Consider the following 17,085-nt stretch of genomic DNA (forward strand, 5'->3'; position numbering starts at 1 on the left):
ATATCTAACATACGATGACGACAAGGAGAACGTCTGTTGCGAGCCAAAGGCGAGGCGATCATTCGCAATAACTCTTAAGAATCACTCAAATTAGTTTTAAATAATTTTTCTACTTGACATAAGGTTTGCAGAGAAGTAATACTTTATCTCATGCCACTGAAGAGTTTTCTTGCTATTATATACGCAACTGTTCTTACGATTTCGGCACTACATATGCCTCAGCCTCTTCTTCCGCTTTTAAGTAATGTTTTTAGGGTTGAGATGGATACTATATCTCTTATCATGAGTGCAACATTTGTTCCTCTTACAATAATTCCCATTGTTTCGGGTTTTATTTTGAACTTTTTCTCGCCTAAAAAAATGATTTTTTTCTCTGCCCTTATTCATTCTATTTCAGTTTTAACAATATCTTTTAGCCAAATAGTTCAATTGGTAATTTTTTTAAGATTCATTGAGGGCTTTTTAATATCCATCATCCTCACATCCAACACAACATATATTTCGCTTACAGCTAAGCCAGAAAAGATACAGTTTTATATGTCCTACTACATTGCCTTTACAACTATAGGAGGATTACTTGGTAGAGTTATTGGAAGCACTGTAGCTACTTTTTTAGGATGGCAAGCATGTTTCCAGATTATGGCTGTTAGCCTCTTAATTGTTCTTCCTGTGGTTTATTACTTCCTTGACGATGTTAAGATTCCAAAAACTGAAGAAACTTGCTTGCCATTGAAAAAACTGAAAGCTATTCTTTTAGATGTGATAAACAGAAAGATATACATTATGATATTTTGCCTTTTCTTTGTTTTTACAGGAATTACGAACTACCTCCCTTTTAGGATAAAAAGTTTATTTCCTGAAAGTAGTGAATTAACGATTGGTTTGATTTATTCTGGTTATATAACTGGAATAGCCATTTCCTTCATAGCTACGAAGATTATAAAAATTCTCGGGAGTGAGAGAAAAGCCTTGATATATGGACTTTTTGTATATGCAATCTTTCTTCTGATGTTCAGCATTCCGAGCTTGACTGTTATTTTTATTGTTATGTTTGGGTTTTGTTCAGGAATGTTTCTTGTTCATTCTGTAGCCTCAGGATATCTAAATAAACTTGCAACAACTCAGAAAAATCTCGTCAACGGGGCTTACATAGCTATTTACTATTCTGGAGGAGTAATTGGCTCATATGTGCCGGGAATTGTTTATAAAAATTTTGGGTGGGCTGGGTTTATCGTCACACTGTTGCTTTTGATTGCAATAGGCTTTATTTCTGCATTTAGACTATCAAACCGTGCTTAATCGCATAATTTATAATTTCAGCGTTGTTTTGAAGATTAAGTTTTTCAAGAATCCTTGCTCTGTAAGTGCTTACGGTTTTTATGCTTATTGAAAGCTCCTTTGAAATTTCTACAAGGCTTTTACCACGAGCTATCATAAGGAATACCTGAAACTCTCTGTCAGAAAGGGTTTCATGGGGAAAAACATGCTGAGTTTTGTCAATTTGACGAATTATTTTTTCTGAAAGAGCTACTGGAATATACTTATCACCTTGTATTACTTTTTCAATTGCCCTTAAAAGCTCATCTGGGTCTGCGGATTTAGTAAGATATCCAGAAGCTCCGTATTTCAGTGTTCTTATGGCATATTGCTCTTCAGGATACATGCTAAGCATGACTACTTTTGCCTCTGGATAATTTTTCTTTATTTTTATTAAAGTTTCTATGCCATTTATGTCAGGCATTGCTATGTCAAGAAAAATTAGATCAAAACTCTCGTTTTTAAGAATCTCTAATGCTTCTTTGCCACTTTTAGCTTCCTTACATTCTTCAATGTATAGTGTATCCAAAAGTATTTCTCTTAATCCTTTTCTAAAAAGAGTATGGTCATCAACAATTAAGACTTTAAGCTTTTTTCCCATCTTCGCTCAAAGGAACACAAATAATTACCTCTGTTCCTCCCTCCTTTGCCCTGCGAATGTCAAAGGTTGCATTTATTGAATAGGCTCTTTCTCTCATAGCCATCAAACCAAATGAATCAGGGCTTTGAATTTTTTCCTCAGTAATTCCGATTCCGTTGTCTTTAACTTTAAAAATTAAACTCTCATTTGTTCTAAACATTTTAACATATACCTCTGTAGCATTAGCATGTCTTGCAATGTTTGTTAATGCTTCTTGAAATATTCTAAAGAGCACCAAAGATTTTTCTTTGGATAAATTAATGCTATCCTCCTGTATTTCAAGTATGCAGTTTATGGAAGTATTTTTTTCAAATTCTTTTGTTTGCCATTTTATGGCATCCTGAAAATTTAAATGGTCAATCAAGGAAGGGCGAAGTCTGTTTGAAATATTTTGGACTTCTTTAATTAGCGCATTTACAATGCTTATGCTTTCATCAAACCTCTCTTGCAAAACTTGGTTTTCAACTCTTTTTTTCATCCACGAAAGAGAAAGTTTTAGGGCAGTAAGAGACTGTCCAAGTTCGTCATGGATTTCTTTAGCAATTTCTTTTCTTTCATTTTCTCTTACATTTTGTAGATACAAAGAGAGTTTTCTTAAGGCTTCCTTTGACTCTCTCAGTTCCTTTTCTATTTTTTTGCTATATGTAATATCTCTTCCTATGGTTTTTGTTTTAATAAGATTGCCTTTTTCATCTACCTCAACAAAAACATTGAGGGCTGCAGTAAAAACTGAACCATCTTTTCTAACAAAATCCCTTTCAATCTGAACAAATCTGTATTTAGTTATGTTAGGGAAAAATTCTTCCTGTGCTTTTCTTGACTCTTCAGTCATAAAATAGATGAGAGGTTTACCAATTATTTCTTCTTTTCTGTATCCAAGCATTTTTGCCTCTGTCTCATTGCATTCAATGATTTTTCCATTTTTATCTACAGAATGATACATATCAGGAGCGCTGTCATAGAGGTCTCTGTATTTTTCCTCTGAAAGTCTTAATTCTTTCTCAACTTTTTTTCTTTTATTGATGTTAACTACAAGTATGATTATGATGCAAGAAAGAAAAACAAATCCAAAGACTATGGCTAAAAATGTTTTTCTATATTTTAAAAAAAAGCTCTCAGGAAGATTTATAACTTTGCTTTCCTTTGGAATACGATTAAGAGCAACATTAAATCTCTTTAATTCCCTATAATCAAACATATACTCATTAGGGCTTTCTTTTACAATTGGAATTTCAGAGGGGCTCTTGCCTCCCAAGATTTGAAGCCCGAGTTCTCCTGCTTTCTTTCCCTGTAAATAAGCACTTGTTAATTTTCCTCCAACAATTCCTCTGCCAAGATAAAAATCCCAAACACTGTACATTGGAACTTTTGTGTGAGGATAAATAATTTCAAGACTCTCTTCATAGGCAAAGAAATTGCCTGTTTTATCTCTGTTTACAAGAAGCATTAGAATAATACTTCTTGAAGGAATTTTTTCAACTTCCTGTATCAACTCTTGCATATTTGGATTTTCAATCATAATAAACTGCACTTTTGATGAAAAATTGGGAATAATGTCTAAAATTGTTTTTTTCATTGCCAAGCCTGTAGTGGTGATATCGTTGATAATATAAACCCTCTGAGTATCTGGATGAAGTCTCAGGGCGATATCTAATGTTTTTTCAACATCAGTTTCTTCAGCAACGCCAGTAAACCATTTTCTATGCTTTTCTACTAAAGAGTCGCTGAAATTGTTAATTCCACAGAAAACAACAGGAGAATATGTAAACAATTCTTTGTAATGTTTTATTGTGAAAAGCAAAGCGTCATTGTCGGATACGAATACTAAATCAAACTTTACATTTGAGTATTTATTTTGTAAAAGCTTAAATATTCTATCAAAGTGCTCTTTTCCATAGAACCTTTTTGTATCCATATACTCAATATAATATTCAATCTGGTTTTCCAATGGCTTAAGAGATTCTTTGATTCCCTTGACAATATTGTCTGTCCAGCTTAATCCCTGATGATAGGAGTTAAGAATAAGGATTCTTTTTTTATCCTCTGCTTGAGCGTAAACAGCGGATACTAAAATAATAAATATGAAAATAAAAGAGATAAGCCTTCTAAACATTATTCATTTCTTTAAGCCAATCATTATAACGAGCTGATCTCGGAATAATAGAAATTCCTGAGGGATCTATATGACAGCGAAATCTGTCTTTGTCAGGATTAAATCCTATTTCCTCACCTTCGTATATCACATTCTGCTTATCTACAATCAGCCTGTTTAATTTGGTGTTTTTCTTGATAATTACATTGTCTAATATGATAGATTCTTTTATTTCTGCTCCTTTTTCAATAATGACTCCGCTTCCAATGAATGAATTTGTTATTTTGCCACCGTAAATAGTAGTTCCATCAGCAATGATGCTGTTGGTTATTTCGCCATCAATAATTTTAGTTGGAGGAATATTATATCTTGAAGGATAAATAGGCCACATTTTATTAAAGATTTGGAAAACAGGTTTTTCTCCAAGCATGTCCATATGAGCCTCAAAATAGGATTTTATAGTTCCGACATCCCTCCAATATCCCTTTTCTTCGTAAGGTTTAATCTCTGGGATCTCATTTTTGCCAAAATCATATGCATAAACTCTGCAACCTCTTTGAACGAGATCAGGAATGACATGGGCGCCAAAATCATGTTGTTTTTTCTTCTCTGCCCTGACTAACGCATCTATGATAACATCGGTGTTAAATATATAATTTCCCATTGATACATATGCCATATCAGGATTATCAGGTATTGGTATGGGATTTTTTGGCTTTTCCTGAAATCCTGTGATTCTCTCGTCTGAGTTTGCAATTATAACTCCAAAGGCAGAGGCGGTTTCAATTGGAACAGGTCTTGCAGCAACGGTGACTTCTGCATTTTTCTCAAGATGAAAATCTATCATCTGTCTGATATCCATCCTGTAGACATGATCAGCGCCAAAGATAAGCACTATATCAGGCTTTTTATCTTTTATTAGTCCGATATTCTGAAAAACCGCATCTGCAGTGCCTTGAAACCATTCAGGTCCCATACGCATTTGAGGTGGAACAACTGTAACAAAATGGTCTTTACCTACTGAGGAAAAAAACCAATTTTGCCGGATATGTTCAATTAAAGACTGAGACTTATACTGCACAAGAAGATAAATTGAATAGATTTCGGAATTAACAAGATTGCTAAGGACAAAATCTACGATTCTGAATCTTGCACCAAAAGGAACAGCTGGCTTAGAACGAAATGATGTAAGCGGGAAAAGCCTTTCTCCTTTACCCCCCGCAAGTACAATTGCTAATACCTTTAAGTTTGCCATAATCCTGTCCTCTTGTTTAATCTTGATTATTTAATTATAATCTAAATTTAGCGATTTTTTATAAAAACCTTGTTATACTGTCATTGCAAGCCTCACCGCAGATAATGCATGGCAATCCGCCTTTTCGTCATTGTAGTCCCTCTTTCCGTCATTGCGAGCAAAGCTAAGCAATCTCGCCGTCATAGTGCCAGAGAGCGACAGTGCTACAGAGCGACAGCGTAGAAATCCAACAATTCGTCACTGCGAGCCCCTGTTACGAGCGATAGCGTGGCAATTACCCACGTTGTCACTGTGAGTCTCCCTCTATCGTAACTGCGAGCCCATCGATGGGGCGAAGCAGTCTCTAATTGGTGAATGGTGGATGGTGAATGGTGAACACCTCTGCTTCATCGCGCTTGGTCGCCACGCCTTCGGCTCGCGACAGGCTTCGCGACAAGCAATCTCTAAATATTCGTAAAACGTAAGACGTGAAACGTAAAACGTAAAAAGTAAGGAGTGAGGCGTAGGGAGTGAAAGGCAAAAGAGAGATTGCTCCGCCTGCCTCTCGGCAGGCTCGCAATGACCTCCCTCTCCGTCGTTGCGAGGAGCGATAGCGACGAAGCAATCTCGTCTTTTTCCCTTTGTATTCGAAGAAGGGATTTCTTCGGCATCCTAACGTGCAGTGTCGCAATAGCAGGGAAATGAATTTGCAGTTACCAATGTCTTTCTAAAATTTTATTGAATTTTTCTATTGTAAATATTTTTTTATAGACAAAATCTATTTCCAAAATTAAACGTTAAAATGATAAAAATTTATTAAACCTTAAAGGAGGATTTGATATGCAAATTATTGACGCAAGAGGGCTTGGTTGCCCAAAACCTATTATCATGGCTGAAGAGGCTTTATCAAAAACTGAGGAAGGAACGATTACGGTTATTATTGACAATGAATCATCTGCTGAAAATCTTAAAAGGTATGCTGAAAGATTTGGTTATTATTACGAAGTCAAAAAAGAGGAAAAAGACTGGAAAGTGACAATAGTTAAAGGATATACCTGTCAGATTTCGCAATCTAAAAAGGAGATAAAAAAGAAACTACTTCTTATAGTTACTTCTCATATTATTGGACAGGATGAAAAATTAGGAAGAATTTTGATGAAAGCTTTTTTTGAAACAATGTTGGCAGTGAATCAGATGCCAGATACAATTTTTTTGATGAATACAGCTGTAAAGCTTACAACTACAGATGAAGAATTTATTGAGCTTTTGAAAAGATTTGAAGAAAAGGGAACAGAGATTTTTACATGTGGAACATGTCTGAAATTTTTTAATTTAGAAGATTCTTTAAAAGTTGGATACAGAGGCACGACAAATCACTTTGTTGAAGGAATGTTTGATTTTGAAAAAACTGTATGGGTTGGATAAATCTAAGCTGTCTTTTTTTATGCATTTGATATATAATTAAATTTAAGATGATAACATTTTCCAATGTTTACAAATACTATGACTCCCTATCAATTCTTAATAATGTTAGTTTTCATATTAATAAAGGCGAACTTGCGTTTATTACAGGACCATCTGGAGCTGGGAAAACTACTCTGTTGAAGCTAATATTTGGAAGTGAAATTGCTAATGAGGGACAGATAAAGGTGGGGGATTTTGATCTTTCAAATATTAAACAATCACAAATTCCTTTTTTACGAAGATTTGTTACCTTTGTTTTTCAGGATTTTAAACTTAGACAAGACTTAACAGCTTTTGACAATATCGCACTTCCGCTAAGAATACTGGGAGAAAGAGATATAAAACAAAAAGTTTTAGAAGCTTTAAAAGATGTCGCTTTAAGACACAAAGCAGATAAACTTGTAAGAACCTTATCAGGAGGAGAACAGCAAAGAATAGCAATAGCAAGAGCTATAATTACAAAACCTCAGATAATACTTGCCGATGAACCAACTGGCAACCTTGATCCTGAAACATCGCAGGAAATTATGGGGCTTTTTAAAAGAATAAATTCACAGGGATGCACAGTTTTAATAGCAACGCACAATCCCGAGCTTTTTGCAAATAGTCCTTACAGGGTTTTAACTTTAAAGGAAGGAAAAGTCATAGAATGACAGAGCATATCAAATCTGCAATTAAAGGGCTTTGGAGCAACAAGTATCCTGCTTTGGTAGCAACTATTAGTATTGGCATATGTTTTTTCATAATAACTTGCTTTTTTGCGTTACTGTATAACCTTGAAATTTTTACAAAAAAACTATCCACAAAGGCATCCATAGTAATCTATTTGAAAAACGATACAAAGGAGGAGGAGGTATCTTCCTTGATGAATGAATTAAAAAGAATGCAGTCCTTCTCCAGTTTGCGATATATTTCAAAGGAAGATGCTCTAAAAGAAATGCGGGATATCATTGACCCTGAACTTATAAAACTCATTGGATACAATCCACTTTCAGATACTGTAGAGGTTTTTATAAAAGATGAAAGTTTGCAAAATATTGATTCAATTGTTGAAAAAATTAAAAAATTTCAGTCAGTTGAAGAGATTTATTATCCAGCTAAAATAATTACAGGACTGAAAATAATTAGAGCAACAGTTTTGAATTTAGGAGGAACAGCCTTTATATTACTTTCAGTAGCGGTTCTGTTTATAATCTATGCCACAGTTCAAAGTTTTTACTGGAAAAAAACTGAGGAGATAGAAATACTAAAACTTTTAGGTGCAACACCTTCGTATATAAGATATCCTTTTTTAATTGAAGGTGGATTAATTGGATTGATTGGTGCTATTTGGGCAGAAATTGCTCTATTAGTAGTTTATTTTGTTTTACATTTTCAAAATATCTCTACTTTTCTTCCTGCAATAAATCAGCTTGTATTTCCCTATGAAATTTTTTATTTTTTACCAATTACAGGGGTCTTGTTTGGAATGTTTTCTTCATTTTTTGCACTTGGAAAAATAAAGTATCAGTAAAGATGTTAGGAAAAAAATTATATATCGCATCAATAATTTTTATCATGTCAATAATTTTTTGTCCTATTTCTATGATTTCCATTTCTTTTGCCTCTCAATCTAAGGAAGAACTTAAAAACATAAAAAAAGAAATAGAAACTCATAAGAAAAAACTTCGTGAGACTGAACAGGTTGAAAAAAATGTAATTCAAGAACTTAACAAATTCAACAAAGAACTTGCAGAAATTGAATCAAAGATAAAAGAGCAGAAAGCGAAGATAAAGAGTATTCAAGCCAATATTTTAAAGATTGAAGAAGATATAAGAGTTTACAGTGAAAAACTTGAGACACGAAAAAACTATCTCTCTGCCAGAATAAAAAGTGCGCAGAGATTACATAATCAGCCTGATCCACTTTTGATGGTATTAATGGAAAATGAACTTACAAAAGCTATTAGGCTTGTAAGAAATATTCAAAGAATTGTAAACATTGACAAAACAATTATGGAGGAATACAAAAACGAATTAAATCAACTTATAACATATGACAATCAATTAAAAAGGCTTCAAGCCTCTCTAAAACAGGAAGAGATAACATTAGAAAAAACCTATCAGCAACAAAACATAAAGAAAAAGGAAAGAGAAGTTCTTCTTGCTAAAGTGAGACAGGAAAAATCAATGTATGAAAAGAAAATAAAAGAACTTGAGGAGAATGCAAGAAGACTTACAAGGCTTTTACAGGAAACCGAGAAAAAGGAAAAAAGAACAGGGAAAACTGATGATTTACCAGATACAGGCTTTACAAAAAGAAAGGGAACTCTTCTTTGGCCTGTTAGTGGTCCTGTAATTGCCCATTATGGGAAACAAACTGACCCTGTATTCAATGTTCCTATGTTCAGAAGCGGAATTTATATTAAAGCTCCGCCACGAGCAGGAGTTAAATCTGCAGCAGAAGGAAAAGTTGTTTATGCTAATTATTTCAAAGGCTATGAAAACCTTGTTATAATAAGTCATGGAGACGGTTATTACACAGTTTATGGAAATTTAGGCTCTTTTTCAGTAAAAGAGGGAAGTTTTGTAAAAGCGGGACAAATTATAGGAACAGTAAGCGAAAAATCAGCAATTGACACTCCCGCTGTTTATTTTGAAGTAAGATACAGAGGAAAACCACTTAATCCAGAGGAGTGGTTAAGAAAATAAAATAGGAGGATATAGAAGTGAGGTCAAGGCTTAAAGTTTTTTCAATAATTTTAATCATTGCCTTTATGGGTGTAGTTATAGGAAGATGGTCAGCAGCACAAAATACTGGCTCTGTTTATGAAGATTTAAGAACATTTACCGAAGTTTTTACAACCATCAAAAAACATTATGTGGATGATGTCAAGGCAAAGGATTTAATACAATCTGCTATAAAAGGTATGATTAATTCCCTTGACCCCCATTCTGCTTATCTCAGTCCAGAGGATTATAAGGAATTTCAAACTGAAACAAAAGGAGAATTTGGTGGAATAGGCATTCAAATAGGAATTAAAGATAATGCACTGACGGTAATTGCTCCAATTGAGGATACTCCTGCATGGAGAGCAGGAATTAAAGCAGGAGATAAAATTCTGAAAATTGATGGACAGTCAACAAAGGATATGAATATCAATGAAGCTGTAAAGAAAATGAGAGGACCAAAAGGCAAACCTGTAACTCTTACAATTATGAGAGAAGGATGGAAGGACAGTAAAGATATTACAATCATAAGAGATATCATTAAGATTAAGAGTGTCAAATACAAAATGATTGATAAAGAAATTGGATACATTAAGCTTACTCAATTTCAAGAAAAAACAGCAGAAGATTTGGCAAATGCTCTAAAGGAGCTTAAACAATCAGGCATGAAAAGCTTGATTCTTGATTTAAGAAATAACCCGGGTGGACTGTTGCAAAGTGCAGTTGATGTAGCTGAACAGTTTTTACCTCAAAAACATCTTGTTGTATTTATAAAGGGAAAATCAGGAGAAAAAATGGAATATTACACAGAAAACATAAGACCAGCTTATACTGATATTCCAATGATTGTTCTTGTAAATCAGGGCTCTGCCTCTGCTTCTGAAATTGTTGCTGGAGCTTTACAAGATTGGGAAAGGGCATTAGTGTTAGGTGTTCAGACCTTTGGTAAAGGCTCAGTTCAGAGCCTTATACCTTTAAGCGATGGTTCTGCCCTAAAGCTTACCACTGCAAAATATTATACACCAAAGGGTAGAAGCATACACGCAGTTGGAATAATGCCTGACATAGAGGTAAAACTTGTTTCTAAAAATGGCAAAGAAGTCCCCGTTATAAGAGAAAAAGATTTAGAAGAGCATAAAAAAGGCGAAAAAGTTGAACCAACTGAAAAGGTTCCTGTGGAAGTTGATGAAAAAGAAGATAATCAACTTCAGAGAGCAATAGAGATTTTAAAAAGCTGGAAAATAATTGAAAAGCTTAAAAAAGCTGCTTAAATATTTTAAATCTAAATTTAGCGATCTTATACAAAAAGTTTATTAAACTATTATTGCACGTCTCACCCTCGGTGAGGCATGCAATCTAATAAAAATGCGAGATTGCTTCGCTACGCTCGCAATGACACTTGAAAATCTCGCAATTTATTTTAAAATAAAAGAAGATGCCGAAGTGGCGGAATTGGCAGACGCGCCAGATTCAGGATCTGGTGGTGGCAACGCCGTGCGGGTTCGAATCCCGCCTTCGGCATTAATTATTAATTGTTGAAATTTTATTATTGTTTATGTCATATTATTGACATGTTAAATCAAACAATCATTGTTGGAAATTCATCTGCCATAAAAAAAATTCTTGCTCTAATTGATAAAGTTGCCAAAGTAAACAGCACTGTTCTTATAACAGGAGAATCAGGCACAGGAAAGGAATTAGTTGCAAGGCTGATTCATGAAAAAAGTCCACGAAATAACAAACCTTTCATTCCTGTCAACTGCGCTGCTATTCCTTCAGAGTTATTAGAATCTGAACTATTTGGTCATGAAAAGGGTGCATTTACTGGCGCTGCGTATTCCCGTCCCGGTAGATTTGAACTTGCCAATGAGGGCACAATATTCCTTGATGAAATTGGTGATATGCCTCTTCATCTTCAGGTTAAAATTTTGCGTGTTATTCAAGAGAAAACATTTGAAAGAATTGGTGGCATAAAGCCTATCAAAGTAAATGTCAGAATTCTTGCTGCGACAAATAAAAATCTTGAGCAAGAAGTAAAGGAGGGAAGATTTCGGGAAGACCTTTACTGGAGACTTAATGTTGTTCCTATACTCATTCCTCCACTAAGGGAAAGGAAAGACGATATTCCCATTCTTTGCGATTTTTTTATCAACAAATATGCATCAAGCTTTGGTTACAAAATAGAGCTCAGTGCACAGGTTATTGAAAAATTTTTGAATTATCATTGGCCGGGAAATGTCAGGGAACTTGAGAACTTGATTGAAAGGCTTTATGTTTTAAATGAGGGTGGTAAATTTTCGGTTGAGGACTTACCTGAAAAAATAAAATACTCTGAAAATAAATTTGATCGGGACCTTATTCCAGAAGAACTTAATCCATTTAGCTCAGGAATAGACCTCAATGAAATGATTAAGGAATACGAAAAAAAGCTCATACTACATGCATTAAATCTTAATGATTGGATTAAAAGCCGGGCAGCAAAGTATTTAAATATCAACAGAACAACTCTTATAGAAAAAATGAAAAGGCTCGGCATAAAAGACAATGAAGCTAAAAATGGATAGCCCCTCTTTCAAAAAAGCGCTCTTTTTTTTGTTTTTATTAATATTTCTCTTTATTGGCTTTCAGGTTAATTCTGAAGAACCATTAAAAATGGCAGACACTTATTTAAAAACAAAAAATTACCTCAAGGCAAAGGAAATTTACATAAAGTACATAGAAGACCCTAAATTAGCTCCAGATGCGTTAATTGGACTTGGCAAAGCTGAATACTTTCTGGGAAATTATCCAGAAGCTTCCATTTATTTAAAGAGACTTTTAAGGGATTTTAAAGACTCTCCCCATGTAAATGAAGGAAATCTCTATATGGGACTTGTAATGCTAAAACTTGGAAAAATCAAAGATGCTGAGAGCTTTTTAAACAAAGTGCTTTCGCCTTTTGAAAAACAGGCAATGGTAGGCAAAGCTTGGATTGCGTTTCACAAGGGTGATTTAAAATTTGTTGAACAAGTATTAAACAAGCTTGATAAAAAAGACTTTTATGAACCAGATATTGCCCTGTTAAAAGTAAAGTATCTTACAGCTTCAGGAAAGCCTGTTGAGGCTCTGAAGGAGTTTGAAAAAAATTATGCCTTAAAAAAGCCTGACTATGATATTGATAAAGCCGAAATTTTAATTAAGGCTGGTAAGTATCAAGAAGCTGAAACTACATTGAAAAAATTCATTGAAAGGGCAAAGAAAAATTTAGATATTATTAAAGCTAAAAACCTGCTTTTTGATTTATATTTTCAGCAAGGCAGATTTGAAGAAGCAGCAAAAGTTGGTAGGGAGTTATATTTTTATATCCCAAATGATGAGTTTAAGATAAAACTTTACAATGTTTATTTTAGCCAGAAAAATTATGATGAGGCATTGAGAATGCTCATAGGACTAAGGGACAAAAAATTTAAACAAGAAAAAATTGAAGAATTTTTAAAAAGGCTTATGGATGAGAATCCTGAAAAAGCAGAGGATTATATTCTAAAGTCTTATTTTTATCTACCCCCTGAATCTTCCCTATTGCTTGAATCTGCAAATTTTCTTATTTCAAAGGGAAAGCTTAGTGAAGCTAAGAATTTATTAAGAAAACTACAAACTGGCAAAAGAAGGGCTGATGCAAACATTCCTCTTGCAAAAATTTTGCTTAAGGAAAATAAAGTCGGAGAAGCAAAAAAATTACTTGAACCCATGATAGATAAAAACCAAGAAGCAGCAATCCTTTATGCAGTGGCTCTTGAAAAGGAAGGTAACAAACAATCAGCTTTACAATATTTAAGAAAAAATGAAAAAAACATTAAGGATGCAGAAATCATTGCCAAACTTGGAGACCTTGAGTATTCATACGGCGACAAAAAGAAGGCTTTTGTCTACTGGAGCAGAGCAGCTCAACTTGGAAATGCTGAAGCTATGGTCAAAACCGCAGATTATCTATATCTTTCCAACAAAAATAGAGAGGCTGCTGACTACTACAAAAAAGCAATAGATGCTGGAGTAAAGGATACTGAGACATTGATGTGGGTTTATTATCAGTATGGAAAAATCACAAAGGACAAGAAGTATCTTGAAAAAGTTGCTGAGTCCAACAGCCAATTTAAAGAAGCAGCAAAGGCTCTTCTGGAAAAGTTATGAAGCACGAAGAACTTTTTAATGAAGCAATTCTCAAAATAACCTCAGCCTCTGATGCACTTATTAAATACTACAATGTTTTAGAAAACAAGATAAAACTTCTCACAGAAGAGGTTGAGCAGAAAAAAAGACTTCTTAGCAGTATAATTGATAGTATTGACATTGCTGTTGTTTTTTTTGACAGCGAGGGAATTATAAGGCTTATCAACAAAGCTGGAGAAACCCTATTTAATGTTAAGGCAGAGGAAATAATTGGGCAGAAAGAACTTCCTATTACAATTGAAAATGACAGGGTGATTCCAAAGGATGCTCCTCCATTTTACTCAATAGTTTCATCTTCCGAAGTTTTTGATTCAGATGGAAACAGAATTGGCAAAGTCTTTATCTGTAAGGATATAACACGAATAAGGGAACTTGAGGCAGAAAATGAAAGAAACAGAAGGCTTAGTGCAATGGGCTCCCTTGTTATGAAAATCGCCCATGAAATACGAAATCCTCTTGGTAGCATTGAACTTTATGCAAATATGATATCTGAAGACTTGAAAGACACCCTGCATGGTGACTATGCAAGAAGAATTTCAAATTCAGTGAAAATGCTCAGAAACACTCTTGAAAATATGCTTGGATTCACAAGGGGTATTGTTCCCAAAAAGACAGAGGTATGTTTAAACGATTTTTTATCAGATTTTGTAAAAGAGTTTTATGAAGTATTTAACAGAGTAGGAATTGAATTTAAATGCAAAATTCAAAAAAAAATTACTGTCAAGCTTGATCCCTCTTTACTAAGGCAGGCTCTGATAAATCTTATAATGAATGCTTATCAGGCAATGCCAGATGGTGGAGTTTTGCAGATAAATGCGAAGGAAGAAAATAAATTTGTCAAAATTTCTGTTATTGACAGTGGTCAAGGAATTGACAGTGAAATCATTGATAAAATATTTGATCCGTTCTTTTCAACAAAGGACAGAGGCACAGGACTTGGCTTAAGTATTACGAATAGCATAGTTTCTGTTCACGGTGGAAAAATTGAAGTAAAAAGTAAACCCAAAGAAGGCACAGAATTTGTATTATACTTTCCAGTAGAATGAGGTCAGTTTTAATAATAGATGACGAACCTGATATGGGCTTTGCTTTAAAGGATGCAATGGCTCGTTTTGGTTTCAATGCCCAATATTTTAGAGACCCTACTCAGGTGCTTTCAGATGTTAATATTGCTGATTTTTCTCTCATCATTACCGATGTAAAAATGCCTAAAATGGATGGACTACAATTTCTTGCAGAGATAAGGAAAAAAGGAATCTTTACGCCTGTTATAGTTATTACAGGATATGGAAATGTTCAGGATGCAGTGCAGGCAATGAAACTTGGTGCGGTTGATTATTTAATGAAACCTTTTTCAATGGACAGCCTTAAATCTATTGTTTCCAGACTAATTCCTGATGAGGAAGAGATTGTTGCCGAATCCCAACAGATGAGAAGGCTTCTTGAAATTTCAAAGGAAATAGCAAAGACAGACATAACGGTCTTACTAACTGGAGAAAGTGGTGTTGGAAAAGAGGTAATTGCAAGATATATACATAAACACAGCAACAGAGCAAATCATTCATTTGTCGCAATTAACTGCGCAGCCATAACAGAGACACTTCTTGAGGCAGAGCTTTTTGGATATGAAAAAGGAGCATTCACAGGTGCGACAGAAAGAAAGCCGGGAAAATTTGAATTAGCTGACAAGGGCACAATACTGCTTGATGAAATAAGTGAAATGGCTTATAGACTTCAGGCAAAGCTACTTAGGGTTATTCAAGAAAAGGAAGTTGACAGAGTAGGCGGAACTAAACCGATTAAGGTTGATGTGAGAATTATTGCTACCACAAACAGAGACCTTGCAGAGGAGGTAAAAAAAGGCAATTTCAGGGAAGATTTGTTTTACAGAATAAATGTTTTTCCAATTAGAATTCCACCTTTAAGAGAAAGAACAGATGATATCATTCCATTGGCAGAATTTTTCCTAAAAAGACTTTCCAACAAAATGTCAAAAAAATTTACACTAAGCAGTGAGATGAAAAAATATCTTATTCAAAGACCTTGGCATGGAAATGTAAGGGAACTTGAAAACTTTATTTACAGGCTTGCAGTTTTAAGTCCAGATGGAGTTCTAAAGCCTCTTGAAGAACCTGCCTTTGAGCCAGATATGGATAAATCCTTAAAGACAGGAAGCTTAAAGGATGCTGAAAAAGAGATGATTATTGATGCACTCAAAAAAACCGAAGGCAATCGCACAAAGGCAGCAAAAATTTTAGGAATAAGTGTAAGGACTCTGCGCAACAAAATAAAAGAGTATGGACTTAAGGATTTGTAATGGCATAATATTTGCTTAAAAAATTTTTAGCGATATTTAACAGAGGTGAAAAAATGGATAACTCAATAAAATTACTTTCAAAAATTATGGATATTTGTGCCTATAGGCAAAAAATTCTTGCCTCCAACATAGCAAATGCTGATACTCCCGACTACAAAGCAAAGGATATAAATTTTCAGGAAGAGCTGAAAAAGGCAGCAACATCAGACAGTATATCCTTAAAAGTCATTGAAGCACCTACAACAATGCCAAACAGGGATGGAAACACGGTTAATATTGAGGTTGAAATGACAAAACTAACTGAGACGCTTTTAATGTATAACAGTGCGGTTCAGCTACTTTCTAAAAGAATTGGAATGTATAAGGATGTAGCTCGGGGAGGTAGATAATGGCAGATTTATTTTTACCTTTAAAGGTCTCTGCAACTGGTCTTGAAGCACAGAAAATTAGGCTTAATGTAATAGCTTCTAATCTCGCAAATATAAATTCCACAAGAACTCCTGAAGGCGGTCCGTACAAAAGAAAAGACGTTCTTTTTGTGACCTATATGTATGACCAAATATCACATGGCGTGGATGTTCAAAAAATAGTTGAAGACCAGCGACCGCCAAGAACTGTTTATGACCCATCCCATCCTGATGCTGACAAAAATGGCTATGTAAAATATCCAAATGTAAATCCAATGGAGGAGATGATTAACATGATTTCAGCATCAAGGGCTTACGAAGCTAACCTAACTATGATAAACTCATATAAGGAGATGTTTTTAAGAACCCTTGATTTACTAAGGGCATAGGAGGTTACTGATGACAGAGATAAAAAATATCAGTGAAATTTTAGGGAAAAGTCTTGAGGAGTTAAAAAATCTTAAAGGTGCTGATAAGGAATCCTTTGAGCAGGCTCTAAAGGATGCTATAAAAGAGGCATCAAAGGTTGAACAGGAAGCCCAGAAGGCAATAGAGGATTTTGCAAAGGGTGAGGTAAGTATCCATCAGGTTGTTCTTGCAATGGAAAAGGCTGACCTTACGCTTCAGACTTTAATTCAGGTGAGAAACAAAGTAATCACAGCTTACGAAGAAATATCTCGCATGCAGATTTAATGAAAA

At 34.6% G+C, this 17,085-nt stretch carries 16 protein-coding genes and 1 tRNA gene; 14 read left to right on the forward strand and 3 right to left on the reverse strand.

Annotated elements, in window-relative coordinates; genetic code table 11:
* Positions 1-150 precede the first annotated feature (150 nt).
* Positions 151-1,299 (forward strand): MFS transporter, encoded by a 1,149-nt coding sequence (locus tag ACYQ3P_RS02725; protein WP_460176422.1) that lies wholly within the window; start codon positions 151-153, stop codon positions 1,297-1,299.
* Here the strand turns inward: ACYQ3P_RS02725 and ACYQ3P_RS02730 are convergent.
* The 3 genes from ACYQ3P_RS02730 to glgC are packed head-to-tail and all read right to left on the reverse strand — an operon-like array spanning position 1,277 to position 5,304.
* Positions 1,277-1,918, reverse strand: coding sequence for a response regulator (locus ACYQ3P_RS02730; RefSeq protein WP_460176423.1), 642 nt, complete (start codon positions 1,916-1,918; stop codon positions 1,277-1,279). The genes ACYQ3P_RS02725 and ACYQ3P_RS02730 overlap by 23 nt on opposite strands.
* Positions 1,902-4,070, reverse strand: coding sequence for a sensor histidine kinase (locus tag ACYQ3P_RS02735; RefSeq protein ID WP_460176424.1), 2,169 nt, complete (start codon positions 4,068-4,070; stop codon positions 1,902-1,904). The genes ACYQ3P_RS02730 and ACYQ3P_RS02735 overlap by 17 nt, the downstream gene beginning before the upstream one ends.
* Positions 4,063-5,304 (reverse strand): glucose-1-phosphate adenylyltransferase, encoded by a 1,242-nt coding sequence (glgC, locus tag ACYQ3P_RS02740; protein WP_460176425.1) that lies wholly within the window; start codon positions 5,302-5,304, stop codon positions 4,063-4,065. The genes ACYQ3P_RS02735 and glgC overlap by 8 nt, the downstream gene beginning before the upstream one ends.
* 819 nt (positions 5,305-6,123) lie before the next feature.
* On the opposite strand from glgC, the gene yedF reads away from it, so the two are divergent.
* The 13 genes from yedF to fliE all read left to right on the forward strand — a co-directional run bounded on the left by yedF (position 6,124) and on the right by fliE (position 17,079).
* Positions 6,124-6,708, forward strand: a complete 585-nt coding sequence (gene yedF / locus ACYQ3P_RS02745; protein WP_460176426.1) for a sulfurtransferase-like selenium metabolism protein YedF — start codon at positions 6,124-6,126, stop codon at positions 6,706-6,708.
* A gap of 47 nt (positions 6,709-6,755) precedes the next feature.
* Positions 6,756-7,400 (forward strand): cell division ATP-binding protein FtsE, encoded by a 645-nt coding sequence (gene ftsE / locus ACYQ3P_RS02750; protein ID WP_460176427.1) that lies wholly within the window; start codon positions 6,756-6,758, stop codon positions 7,398-7,400.
* Entirely contained in the window at positions 7,397-8,260 is an 864-nt protein-coding gene (locus ACYQ3P_RS02755; protein WP_460176428.1) for a cell division protein FtsX, read from the forward strand. The genes ftsE and ACYQ3P_RS02755 overlap by 4 nt, the downstream gene beginning before the upstream one ends.
* Positions 8,261-8,331: 71 nt before the next feature.
* Positions 8,332-9,438 carry a murein hydrolase activator EnvC family protein gene (locus ACYQ3P_RS02760; protein WP_460176429.1) on the forward strand — a complete coding sequence of 369 codons (1,107 nt, stop codon included), beginning with the start codon at positions 8,332-8,334 and terminating at the stop codon, positions 9,436-9,438.
* A gap of 65 nt (positions 9,439-9,503) precedes the next feature.
* A complete protein-coding gene (locus ACYQ3P_RS02765; RefSeq protein WP_460178036.1) occupies positions 9,504-10,727 on the forward strand; it encodes a S41 family peptidase in 1,224 nt (407 codons plus the stop codon).
* A gap of 166 nt (positions 10,728-10,893) precedes the next feature.
* Positions 10,894-10,977, forward strand: a tRNA-Leu gene (locus ACYQ3P_RS02770).
* A gap of 50 nt (positions 10,978-11,027) precedes the next feature.
* The gene (locus ACYQ3P_RS02775) at positions 11,028-12,020 is read left to right on the forward strand and encodes a sigma-54 interaction domain-containing protein (RefSeq protein ID WP_460176430.1); all 993 of its coding nucleotides are present in this window, start codon (positions 11,028-11,030) and stop codon (positions 12,018-12,020) included.
* 88 nt (positions 12,021-12,108) lie between these two features.
* The gene (locus tag ACYQ3P_RS02780; RefSeq protein ID WP_460176431.1) at positions 12,109-13,623 is read left to right on the forward strand and encodes a tetratricopeptide repeat protein; all 1,515 of its coding nucleotides are present in this window, start codon (positions 12,109-12,111) and stop codon (positions 13,621-13,623) included.
* The gene (locus tag ACYQ3P_RS02785; RefSeq protein ID WP_460176432.1) at positions 13,620-14,708 is read left to right on the forward strand and encodes a two-component system sensor histidine kinase NtrB; all 1,089 of its coding nucleotides are present in this window, start codon (positions 13,620-13,622) and stop codon (positions 14,706-14,708) included. The genes ACYQ3P_RS02780 and ACYQ3P_RS02785 overlap by 4 nt, the downstream gene beginning before the upstream one ends.
* On the forward strand, positions 14,705-15,979 hold the full coding sequence (locus ACYQ3P_RS02790; RefSeq protein WP_460176433.1) for a sigma-54-dependent transcriptional regulator: 1,275 nt from the start codon (positions 14,705-14,707) through the stop codon (positions 15,977-15,979). The genes ACYQ3P_RS02785 and ACYQ3P_RS02790 overlap by 4 nt, the downstream gene beginning before the upstream one ends.
* A 53-nt stretch (positions 15,980-16,032) precedes the next feature.
* Complete coding sequence (gene flgB / locus ACYQ3P_RS02795; RefSeq protein ID WP_460176434.1) at positions 16,033-16,368, forward strand: flagellar basal body rod protein FlgB; 336 nt, start codon at positions 16,033-16,035, stop codon at positions 16,366-16,368.
* The gene (gene flgC, locus ACYQ3P_RS02800) at positions 16,368-16,775 is read left to right on the forward strand and encodes a flagellar basal body rod protein FlgC (RefSeq protein WP_460176435.1); all 408 of its coding nucleotides are present in this window, start codon (positions 16,368-16,370) and stop codon (positions 16,773-16,775) included. Before flgB ends, flgC begins: the two co-directional genes overlap by 1 nt.
* Positions 16,776-16,785: 10 nt before the next feature.
* A complete protein-coding gene (gene fliE / locus ACYQ3P_RS02805) occupies positions 16,786-17,079 on the forward strand; it encodes a flagellar hook-basal body complex protein FliE (protein ID WP_460176436.1) in 294 nt (97 codons plus the stop codon).
* Positions 17,080-17,085: the final 6 nt, after the last annotated feature.

Source organism: Thermodesulfovibrio hydrogeniphilus, from assembly GCF_054657355.1.